The organism is Lacrimispora sphenoides (assembly GCF_900105215.1).
In the GTDB taxonomy this organism is placed as follows: Bacteria; Bacillota; Clostridia; order Lachnospirales; family Lachnospiraceae; genus Lacrimispora; species Lacrimispora sphenoides_A.
Genome location: NZ_FOIP01000002.1, coordinates 1,524,833 through 1,537,106, shown reverse-complemented (window position 1 = coordinate 1,537,106; position 12,274 = coordinate 1,524,833). Strand labels below are relative to the sequence as shown.

The following is a 12,274-nucleotide window of genomic DNA, read 5'->3' as shown; positions in this document are numbered from 1 at the left end:
GGGACAACTTACCAATAGGTTCAAGATCACTAATATAATTATTTTAATAAAAAAGGAGGAATTTTGTGTGAAGCAAAAGATTAGGAACCAGTGGAAGCGGGTGACAAGCATGTGTCTGGCAATGCAGATGGTCATGACAGTTCCAGCTGCCGGACAGACATTACCAGTAATATCCGGATCAGAATTATTAAACACACGGCATTATGCTGCGTCCATTAATCCTACAGTGGGAGGGGGAAGTCTGTCACTATCTAAATACAGTGATACGACTTTGGCATGGAATACCATGAATGAAGAACTGATACCAGGAACAACCATGTTCTGGGAAGGGGGAAACCAATTTCGAGGGGGTGAAATTACAACAGAACTGTCAATGAAGTCACTTTCGGAAACTTACGGTGTACAAGGAGTAAAGCTGGGTAATGAGGTTCATGGCGTTAAATCATGGTTTTTATTCGGTGACGAAATCCTTTGTGCCGGAGCAGGCCTCAAGGCTCAAACAGGAAGCAGCGGGCAGCTCATAACCGTTGTAGATAATATTCCGGTTTTAAAAGATACAAAGCTGGCATTGACAAATCCCAACAACGGATACCGGAATGTACTGTCAGCAAGTACAAATGAGTGGAGTTCCCTCATTAATACACCGACGAAAGGGAGCCATCAGAGAAACTGGCTAAACGCGTCTGACTTGGATAACAAAACGGACCTGCAATGGTCTTATGTATTTGGAGACGGGGAGACAGGATCCACCCTGACTAAATCTAACGTATATTATCGGCTAAACACGAAAGGGTCTGATAAGCCTCAGTTAGCCGAGTTTTTTATTGCTCCTGGAGAGACCTACCAGTATACCATGGTTGCGGGGAAAACAACCGCTGATTATCCAAATGCAAGTCTGTACAGAACTGATGCAAGGCTACTAATTAATACACCTCAGATACAGGCTGCTTCCAGTATTACAGAAGGGCTTGTATCTGTAAACAAGTGGTCTTCCGACAGCATCAGACTGGATAATCAGGTAGTGCCCTTAACTATGAATGAGAGTATGTCACTTACCATAAAAAAAGATCCTTCTAATGGTAATATAACGCTAAATATAGCAAAGCCTGAGAATCAAACCGATGATTATCTGGAGGTAACACTGGAAACCCGGGGAAAAGGCATATTAACAAATTCAAACCAAAAGGCATTGGCAGATTCCTCTTTTGGCTCTAATATTTTCCTTAAATTCGATGCTTCCGAAATGGGATCTGAGCCAGTGGTTCTGACGATTGAAGGAAAGGCAGCTGAAGCAATAACAGGAGATGAGATTGTGTTGGTAAGAGGAGAAGACGGACGGATTGAAAAACCGGCTGAATTATCCGGCAGCATTCGTTGGGAAGTTAAAATACCAAAGCCCGACGGAAATTATGTACGCAATGCAGGAAGTAGTAAGATTAAGAGAGAGTTGTTAGAAGGCGAAACAGATGGAACAAGAAAAGCCGGAGATGCTGATGGAAGTCACATCGCTTCTGTTAAAAAGCTTTCCGGTGAAGACGCATTGCTGACAGCAAACGAAAAAGGAAATGTCACTGTACTGGCAACTGATGAAAACGGAAAACAAAAAAAGTGGAATGTAACAGTCCTATATGAAGATCCGGCAAATCTACCCCAGACAGAACCGGAAGATTACGAGACAATCCGCAAACGGTGGAAAGATTCTCTCATCGGAAATGATTTAACTGAACTTGATGGAGGCAGAGTGATCCTTGACGACATTCAGGCCCAGGCAAAAACTGCATGGGAAGCGTATGCTTATAAAGGACAGGATTCCTGTGCCGGAATCCCCTGGCTTAAGGATGAAGGAGCTGAGGGTAACCCGGAGATTCCCTATGAGAATGATGCGGTAGAGTTTCGTCCGGCTTTTAAAAAGGTGCTGGCAATGGCAAAGGCATATGCAGCAAAGGGGAACCTTTATTACCAAAATGATGAGCTGATAAAGGACATAAAACAGATCATGAACTATCTGTGTTCCCAATGTTACTCACCAAAGACCCAGACAGATAACTGGTGGACGTGGGAAATCGGCGTTCCCAAAGACCTTATTCCAATACTGGTCCTTATATATGACCAGCTGACAGAGGAAGAAATCAGCCTTTATACCGAGGGACTTTATTTCTTTCAGCCGGATCCATATCATGAAGGCATCATTGGAACCGGAAGCACCCATGCTCAGGGATACCGGACGGCACAGGGAGCCAATATCATTGACTGTTCCAGGACCGCCTTGGGACTGGGAATTATCAGAGAAGATAATGAACTTGTTTACATGGCTCAAAAAGCTTCTTCGGAGACATTTATAATCCAGAGCTTAAAAGACAGTACCAAAATTGCGGATCAGGGCTACACCAGCGGTTTCTATGCAGATGGTTCTTATCTTGACCATTCCCATGTGCCATATTTAGGGTCCTACGGAATTGAGTTCCTGAAAGGCGGGGCAGGAATGCCGCCTCTATTTGCCGGAACACCTTGGGAATATCCCAGAGAAGTGCAGGAAAACTTGGAGTTCTATTTGAAAGAAGGGTTTTTGAATGGAATGTATGATGGTCTGATGCTGGATTCTCTGAAAGGACGTTCTGTATCAAGACCTGCCGGCAGTAACCGGGATTCAGGAAGAGAAGCAATGATTCTAATGATCCAGCTTATGGATTCCGTTTCTCCTGAAGTACAGGAAGAATTAAAAAGTTCATTAAAAGCCTGGATGGAGATTGATCCCGGATTTATAAAAATCTTAAGCGGAGCAGAGTATATATCGATAAAAGAAAAGGCCCTGGAAATTCAGGGAGATGATTCTATTACCTCATCCATTGCTCCGATACATAAAAATCTGCCTCTCATGGACCGGGCCATTCACCGGACAGACAAGTTCCTGATGGCTCTATCCATGTATTCAGAACGTATTCAGAATACGGAAATCATGAATCATGAAAACCGTTATGGCTGGCATCAGGGAAGCGGTATGACCTACTTATACAATCAGGATACCATGCAGTATACAGAAAATTTCTGGAACACTGTAAATCCCCTCCGGTTGGCGGGAACTACTCTCGTTTCCAAGAATATCGGTAACGGTCAGCCGGACAGCTCAGGCTTTGCCCAAGGCGGAGATTTCCGTTCAAGGGAATCCTGGGTCGGAGGCAGCAGCATAGAAAATGACGGAATAAACGGAATGTCTTTAACAGGAGAAGTTCGGGTCAAAGAGGGAGAAGGTTCTCCTGCCGTGATGTATTCCCCTAATCTGTCTACTAAGAAATCCTGGTTTATGCTTGGGGAACAGATCGTATGTCTTGGAGCCGGCATATCTAATTCCGGAGAAGTATATCCGGTGGAAAGCATTATTGAAAACAGGCGTTTAAGACAGGATGGCGACAATGCGCTGATCATCAACGGAGAGCCAAAAGATCTTATGACTGAGTCCGCATCCTTAGAAGATATTGTAGACGGAAAAGTGGATGTGTCAGGAACTACGCTTTCTGATGTTTCATGGGCTCATTTGGAAGGGAATACGGACGGAAGCGATATCGGTTATTATTTCCCTGCCGGTTCTCAAACCATATCGGTAAGAAAAGCAAGGAATGCCGGAAACTGGTCAATGGTTGGAACATCAAATGGAAAAGCGGAAGAGAACTATCTGGAAATGTGGTTTGACCATGGAAAGAATCCTGAAGATGCCACATACGAGTATGTTCTTCTTCCAGGAATGACCGCTGAAGAAACCGAACAGTATTCCAGGGAACCACAAATCACGGTCTTGGCAAACACTTCACAGATGCAGGCTGTTTACGACAGATCCGAAAATATACTTGGAGCCAATGTATGGACAGATGCTGCTTCAAAAATTGGTGACTTCTCCATAAAAGGTGCTTCATCTTTCATGGCAAAAGAAGATGAGAATGGAATTCTAACTGTCTCAGCCTCTGATCCTACGATGAAAAATACAGGTACTATTGTAATCGAAATAAATAAACCTGTGACAGAAATTCTATCATCAGACGAGAACGTAAAGGCAGAGCTGACAGAATACGGAGCAAAGCTTACCATTCAGGCAAAAGGAACCAACGGCTCCAATTCTTATGCAACAATGCAGCTGGCGGCTTCCCTGTATCCGCAGGCCGTTACTCTTGCTCCCGGACAAAGTATGACCTTTGCAGTCAATGATTACACCAATGATGCAGGGAATATTACCTGGAAGGTCACAGGAGATAAGTCTTTAGAATCAGGTACCGGCATCGATGAAGGGGGCTTTCTTGATATTGATGATTTTGAAGAGAGCAGCCGGTTAAACGTGACTGCTGAACTGGAAAATGGGATAAAGCTTCAGGCCTTTGTATCTTTGGGTGGAAAAGTGGGACCAGAATTACCGAAAAACATTCAAAAAGTCCAGTCTCTTATTGAAGATGCAGTAAAAGAGGCGATAAGCAACGATGATTACAGTGATTACAAGGTACAAAAAGCCATCAGGTCAGCAGTCAATGCCTTAACTGCCGTTTCGAATGAGGAATTGGCAACGTATTTAATGGATCAATTGATCGCATTAGAAGAACTGTATAAGGCTGCGATGGCTGCAAATGACTGCATGATAGACAGCAGAGTGGATTCCACTGAAACAGAAATTACTGGTATTCAGATTGCAGGGGCTGCGTTAAGCATACCCATTAAAATCACAGGAAACAGTGCAACTCCTTCCAGTGCAGTAAGAGCGACTGCCTCCAATGCAAGCAAGGCATCTCCCTCAACCGCTTTCTGGATCTTTGAAGATGAGGAAGATGATCAGGAAATCCGTACTGCAATTATGTCGGTCACAGACGGCAATGTATCGGAAACAGAAGAAGAATTCCGAAAATCCTTCGGGCTTCAGCTTCAGCTGGAGGATAAGTATGGAAATAGAAAGCCTATATCGTTAAATGCTCCGGTGAAAGTGTGGATGGACATTCCTGATCAGGGAAAGGACAGCAGTTCCATTACTGCGACATTTAAGGGGTCAGGTGGAGAAACCAGACAATTACCCATTTATTGGAATCACAAAACAGATAAAATATCATTTGTGTTAACGGATAACGGAACAGTGACCTTAATAATTAACAGTACCACAGGAGAAGAAGAACACTTTCAAGTGTCCATAGATGACAGTCTGGAAGGAGGCAGCATTACTGCCAATCTCTCTGAAGGAAAAAAGGGAACAAAAGTAATTGTAAAGACGGTTCCTGATATTGGATATCGTTTAAAACGTCTATCTGTTAACGGAAAGACAGTGTCTCCGGACAAAAACGGAAAATATGAGTTTCCGCTCCTGCAGGATACCTATATTACAGGTGAATTCCGGAAAACTAATCTGGACGGAGAGGGAAGCCAGGACAGAGATAGAAACTCTGAATCGAACATAGGTTCTGTCTGGAAAAAAGTGAACGGAAAGTGGTACTATTTCAATGATAAGAGCAATATGGCAACAGGCTGGCTTCTGGTCGATGGAAAATGGTATTGGCTGAGCTCAGATGGAGCCATGCAGACAGGTTGGGTCTTTGATCAGATGGACGGTTCCTGGTATTATCTGGATTCATCCGGAGTCATGGCAGAAGGCTGGAATTGCATAGATGGGAAATGGTATTATTTAACCACACAAGCAGAAGGTTCATCCGGCTGGGCACTGAATCAGGAGAAATGGGAATATAAAAAGCCAGAAGGTTACTCACGCCCGCGTGGATCGTTATACATGAATGGTGAGACTCCAGATGGCTGGCTGGTTGACAATAATGGAGTATGGAATCAATAATTAATTAAATCAATGGATGCTGCTTTGCTAACGAATGTTAGTTACGCAGCATCCATTTTTGTATCCAGTTCTTACTGGAAAGGATTACGTAGAAAAATTATAAAGTCATTGGACTAAGACTATGCAATTATGGTATACTTAACCAATGATATGAATAAAAAACGACAGCATGTGTGATACATAAAAGGAGGTATGTAACATGATTCAGTGCAATTTTGAAAGAATGGAAGATAAGATTAAGACCTTCAGCAGGTTTGGAGATACAGGAAAGGGTGGGATTACCAGATTTTCCTTATCAGATGAAGCCTTAGCCGCAAGAAAAGAATTCGTGAAACGCATGGAGGCAATCGGTGCTTCCATTGTAACCGACGATATGGCAAATATATATGCAACCATTGCCGGAACAGAAGATTTACCTGCCATTGTATCAGGTTCCCATATGGATTCCGTACGCCAGGGCGGCAATTATGATGGGATTCTCGGTGTCCTAACAGCAATGGAGGTGGCAGAAACCATTGTAAAGGAAAAAATACCTCACAGGCATCCGATTACGGTTATAGTATGGACCAATGAAGAAGGTGCCAGGTTTGAACCGGCAATGATGTCTTCCGGTGTTGTTTGTGGAAAATTTAACAAGGAAACCATGCTGGCCTCGCAGGCAAAAGACATTCCAGGGTATACGTTCGGAGAGGCTTTGGATAAAAGCGGATTTAAAGGAAAGGAAGAAAACCGGCTGGATCCGTCCAAAACAAAGGCTTTGGTGGAACTTCACATTGAACAGGGCCCGGTATTAGAAGCAGAAGGGATCGATATAGGAGTGGTAGAAGGCGTCTGCGGTATGATCAATTACGAATTTACCTTTACCGGACAGGCTGGCCATGCAGGAACAACACCTATGAAATACCGTAAGGATGCCCTTTATGCTGCAGTCAAAACCATTCAATATCTCCATGATGAGCTGGACCAGTTAGATGGCAAGCTGGTTTATACCACGGGAAAGTTTTCTGCCCATCCGAATATTCACACCATAATACCGGATGAAGTGAAATTCACCCTGGATGCGAGACATCAGGATTCCGCAGTGATCAAGCAGGTACTTGAAGTTATCAAAAAAATTCCAAGCGTTGTGGAGCAATGCGAAGTGAGTTATGAGGAAGCATGGGCACGTAAGACCGTGAGCTTTACTACCGAACTGGTTGACTATGTGGAATTAAGTGCACAGGAATGCGGCTATTCCAATCGTAGAATATACAGCGGCCCTGGTCATGATGCGCAGTTTGCTATAGATTTGGTTCCCACCACCATGATATTCGTGCCAAGTGTGGGAGGGCATAGCCATTGTGAGATAGAATATACTCCGGTAGAAAGCTGTTTAAAAGGGGCGAATATACTTTTAAATACGATATTGCATGTTGATAAGAATTAGATCGTAAAGCGAGGGCGCATATGAATACTGATTTTGTAAACTTAACAACAGAAAATCTTGCCAATGAGCATTTATGCTGCATTATCCGCAGTAAAAAGCCCCATCAAGGCATTGACGCAAAGCGGAAATGGCTTTCAGAGCGATTAAATGAAGGTCATGTCTTTAGAAAGTCAAATGCAAAGGCCACAGTTTTTATAGAATATGCTCCTCTTGAAACTGCTTGGGTTCCCATAACTGGCGACAACTATTATTATGTGTATTGCTTATGGGTATCTGGCAGTGCCAAAGGACAAGGGTATGGGAAATCGCTGATGGAATATTGCTTGTCTGATGCGAAAGAAAAGGGAAAATCCGGCGTTTGTATGCTTGGAGCAAATAAGCAAAAAGCCTGGCTTTCTGACCAATCATTTGCAAAGAAGTTTGGTTTTGAGGTTGTTGATACTACCGATCATGGATATGAATTGCTTGCACTCTCTTTTGACGGAACAATGCCAAAGTTTGCACAACAGGTTAAAAACCAAGAAATCGAAAGCAAAGAACTAACAATTTATTATGATATGCAATGTCCCTATGTCTGTCAAAACATTGAGATGATAAAAAAACATTGTGATACAAATGACATTCCTGTATCCTTAATTCAAGTGGATACGCTGCAAAAAGCAAAGGAATTGCCTTGTGTTTTCAATAACTGGGGTGTGTTTTATAAAGGGAATTTTGAGACAGTGAATTTGTTAGATGCCGCATACTTAGAGAGAATACTCAAAAAATGAACAACCAACTTTGAATTGCAAAGGTAAAGGAACTATGGTAAAATATAGAAAAATTCAAAGAAAGAAGGCATACAATATGGACAAGGATATATTAAATTATGTTGTTGAAAAAACAAACGAATTAGTAAGTGCTCCATCATGTAGCAGTGAGGCAAAAGAAGCAGCTCAGAATTGGTTGGCCGCTATTGGAACTGATAGGGAAGCCGCAGAAACCAAAAAATATATTGATGAGCTTGAGGCAGATATAATGCCTATTGACAGTTTAATCGGCTTTGCAGAATCTGATGCTGGAATTCAGGTTTTTGGTGCGGACACTGCGAAGCATATCGCGGCACATGCAATTGAAATCAAGTCTGCCGGAGAGAAATATTGTGATTGCCCGGCTTGTGCTGCTGTAGCAGCGATTCTTGATAAGAAAGATATCCTTCTTAAATAAGAAAATAAAATTAAAAATCAGTACACATTACAGAGCATCAATCAGAAATGATTGGTGCCCTTTTTTATTGAAAACAAAGGGATTAAAGGTAGGATGATATAGTCACTTTGTATATGAGTTTCAATAAAAAATCCCAGTCAGTTGGATAGTTTGACCAAAATGGGTATATACGCATACTTTATGGCGATATAAGCAGATACAAATATGCGTATATTAGCTATAATGATTCCATAAGGCAATAACAAATCTGATAAAAAGAACAAAATAAAGAATAAAAAGAAAGGAGAAATATACATATTGATGAAAAACACATCAAAAAAAGAGAGCAAAAGGCCATTAATCAAGGATATTCGACGGGATAAATGGCTGTATATTTTTTTGACCCCAATTATGGCCTATTTTGTCATTTTTAAGTATCTTCCCATGCTCGGAACAATTATGGCGTTCCAAAACTTTAAATTTTCCACCGGATTTTTTGAAAGTGAATGGGTCGGTCTTGAACATTTCAAGCGATTATTTACAGGCAAGAATTTCTATATGATTTTGAGAAATACTTTGCTGCTGAATGCAGGAAGCGTTTTGTTCGGGTTTCCGGTGCCCATTATCCTGGCAATATTCTTAAATGAGGTGAAGGGCAGGACCTTTAAGAAGGTGACCCAGAGCATCATGTATCTGCCTCACTTCATGTCCTGGGTGGTACTGGGAGGAATCTTAATTGGACTTCTCTCACCCAGTTCTGGCATTATCAATCATATACTGAAAAATGTATTTGGAATCCAGCCTATCTACTTCATGGGCAGCAGGTTCTGGTGGCCCATTACCTTCATCATCTCCGGTATCTGGCAGGGAGCCGGATGGGGAACCATCATTTATCTGGCAGCCATCACCGGAATCGACCCACAGCTTTATGAGGCGGCCCGCATAGACGGTGCAGGCAAGTTGAAACAGATCCGTTATGTGACCCTCCCCTGCTTAAAGAGCACCATCGTAGTCATGCTGATCTTACGGATGGGCTCCATGATGGATGTAGGATTTGAACAGGTATACGTCATGATGAACCCTGCGGTCCGCGATGTATCGGAGGTAATCAGCACTTATGTGTACCGGGTCGGTATCGAAGGCGCCCAGTACAGTTATACAACAGCAATCGGTCTGTTCCAGTCGGCGGTAAGCTGCATCTTAGTATACACCACCAACCGGATATCAAAGAAAATCAACGGCGAAGGCTTATGGTAGAGGAGAGGAGGTATTGTAATGGCAAAACAGGTTAAAAAAGCAGTTAAAGTTAAGAAGTCCCTGGAAGAAAGGATATTCCTGGCGGTGGTCTATGTGGTCCTGACCTTATTTACCATCTGTGCGTTGTATCCCTTCCTCTATGTATTGGCCGTATCCTTCAGTTCCAGCCGGGCTGTGGGAGCCGGAGAAGTAGTGCTGTGGCCGGTGGAATTCAATGTGGAGGCTTATAACCAGCTGCTGCTGGACGGGCAGATTTTTGCATCCATGAAGAATACCATCCTGCTTACGGTAGTAGGGACATTCCTGAACCTTGTGACTACCACATTAGCAGCGTATTCCCTTTCCAAAAGAAACTTAAGGGGGCGGAAGATATTTGTAGGAATGATCGTATTCACCATGCTGTTTTCCGGCGGCATGATTCCTAATTTCGTACTGATTAAATCGTTGAAACTGATGAATACCTATACAGGGTTGTGGTTGATGGGATTAATCAGCACTTATAACCTGATCGTAATGAAGACATTTTTTGAGGGTGTACCCGAAAGTTTATCGGAAGCGGCAGCCATTGACGGCGCCAATGAGCCTACGATCTTATGCCGGGTGATCCTTCCGGTATCCAAACCGGTGATTGCAACAATGGTGCTTTTCTATGCCGTGGGTTGGTGGAATAATTATTTCAATCCCATGCTGTACCTAAGCTCTACCACCAAATTCCCTATGATGGTGAAATTAAAGCAGATGCTGGATACGGCTAAGATGATTGAAGTCAGCAGCAGTGAAGGATTGGTTCAGTCCACAGTAGCTGCGGAAACCTTTAAAGCGGCATCTATCATGGTGGTTACCCTGCCAATCATCTGTGTGTATCCATTTCTTCAAAAGTATTTTGTAAAGGGAGCCATGATAGGTTCGGTCAAGGGTTAGGTTTTAAAGGAGAATCATGCGTCCAAATAAAACAAAAATAAATGCCGCAGATGCGGCGGATGGGAGAAGCTATGAATAAAAAATTAACAGCTTTGGCACTGGCGGTTACAATGGCAGCAGGAGCGGCAATGGCTGGCTGCTCTGGCGGTGGCAGCGCCACAACAGGAGGGACCGGGGCCGCAGGAGGCAAAACCACGAAGCAGGCCGAAGGCTCAGGGAAAAAGGAGATTTCCATCTCGATTTTGGAACGAGGCCAATGTCCCGCAGAAGAAGGTACCATGGAAGACAACCGATGGGTGAACTGGATCAATGAGAACAGCCCGGTAAAGGTAAACTGGATACCGGTGCCCCGTACCGAGTCCGTAGCAAAGATCAACGCTTTGTTTGCCAGTGATTCTGCTCCGGATCTGGTGTGGGAATTCGGTAAGACATTTATGGACAGCCTGATCCAGCAAGGCGTCATCCAGCCCGTGGATGAGTACATAGAGCAATACAGCACAGAATATAAGGCATATCTGGAAAAACATCCGGAGCTGGTCCCTTATCTGACTGGAGATGACGGCAAGATGTATGCAATGACATCAGCCAGGACGCCTTTAGGCGTGGCTAACCACGGCATCTGGATCCGCCAGGACTGGCTGGACAATTTAGGGCTTCAGACACCGACCACCACGAATGAACTGTATGATGTGGCTTATAAATTCACAAAGAATGACCCGGATAAAAATGGGGTGGATGATACCTTCGGGCTTTCCTTTAATTACAACTTCCTTTCCATTATGAAGACCCTGTTCGGGCAGCCGGACGGGAATATGGAAGTCATTGATGGCCAGCTTAAAGATTGGGTAGGTACGGACGAATATGCACAGTGTTTTGACATGTTGAAGAAGATGTACAACGAAGGCATCATTGATCCGGAATACATCACCGATACCAACTTTGAGCGTCAGCGTGAACTGGTGGTTACAGGTAAGGCCGGTATCTGGTTGTCTGGTTACAACATGGAGTCTGAGTGGAGGGAGCTGAAAAAGAATGTTCCGGAAGCCGTGTTCATCCCTCTGGAACCTGTTGCAGGACCGGAAGGAAAGGGAGGACTTTACCAGGAACCGCCTGCAAATAAAATAATCTGCATGAACCGCAATGCAAAAGATCCGGAAGCATGTTTGGAATTCATCGACTGGATGCTTAAGGAAGGCTGGAAAGGCCCTACTTACGGTACGGAAGGCGTACATTATAAAATGGTAGACGGCATTCCTCAGAAGATCGACGTGGAAAAGAATAAGAGAGAACTGAACTATGCGACGGAATACGCCATTGTATCAGGTGAAGTTATTGACGATATCGGCAAATACATCGAAATCACCAGTGCACAGGACGAACTGTCCCAGGAATATGCCAAACTGCGCACCCTTGGGCTTGATACGGCTACGAAGAATAAGTTCAGAAGGGATATCCCATATCTGCCGGCATCCGAGCTGTCCAGCAAATATAACAGCGATTTCTTCTCTATCCAGAATTCCATTGAAGCTAAGATGATAAGCGATCCCAGCTATTCCGTTGCAGAAGGTATTACCGAAATCGAGAGCGAGAAAAAAGGCCTGGGATTTGACGATGTGATGAAAGAACGCCAAGAATGGTACGAGAAAAATAAAGATTTGTTCAAATAATTACGATCA

Annotated in this window: 7 protein-coding genes; all 7 read left to right on the top strand. The window is 43.5% G+C overall.

Features of this window, described 5'->3' with window-relative positions:
* Positions 1–67: 67 nt before the first annotated feature.
* Positions 68–5,809 carry a polysaccharide lyase family 8 super-sandwich domain-containing protein gene (locus tag BMW45_RS23825; RefSeq protein WP_092249827.1) on the top strand — a complete coding sequence of 1,914 codons (5,742 nt, stop codon included), beginning with the start codon at positions 68–70 and terminating at the stop codon, positions 5,807–5,809.
* Positions 5,810–6,008: 199 nt separating this feature from the next.
* Entirely contained in the window at positions 6,009–7,235 is a 1,227-nt protein-coding gene (locus BMW45_RS23820) for a Zn-dependent hydrolase (protein WP_092249824.1), read from the top strand.
* Between the two features lie 20 nt (positions 7,236–7,255).
* Positions 7,256–8,005, top strand: coding sequence for a GNAT family N-acetyltransferase (locus BMW45_RS23815; RefSeq protein WP_092249821.1), 750 nt, complete (start codon positions 7,256–7,258; stop codon positions 8,003–8,005).
* A gap of 76 nt (positions 8,006–8,081) precedes the next feature.
* Positions 8,082–8,441, top strand: coding sequence for a molecular chaperone Hsp90 (locus tag BMW45_RS23810; protein ID WP_092251171.1), 360 nt, complete (start codon positions 8,082–8,084; stop codon positions 8,439–8,441).
* A gap of 300 nt (positions 8,442–8,741) precedes the next feature.
* Positions 8,742–9,677, top strand: a complete 936-nt coding sequence (locus BMW45_RS23805; RefSeq protein WP_092249818.1) for an ABC transporter permease — start codon at positions 8,742–8,744, stop codon at positions 9,675–9,677.
* Between the two features lie 18 nt (positions 9,678–9,695).
* Complete coding sequence (locus BMW45_RS23800; protein ID WP_092249815.1) at positions 9,696–10,598, top strand: carbohydrate ABC transporter permease; 903 nt, start codon at positions 9,696–9,698, stop codon at positions 10,596–10,598.
* A 71-nt stretch (positions 10,599–10,669) separates the two neighbouring features.
* On the top strand, positions 10,670–12,265 hold the full coding sequence (locus BMW45_RS23795) for an extracellular solute-binding protein (protein WP_166433465.1): 1,596 nt from the start codon (positions 10,670–10,672) through the stop codon (positions 12,263–12,265).
* Positions 12,266–12,274 lie beyond the last annotated feature (9 nt).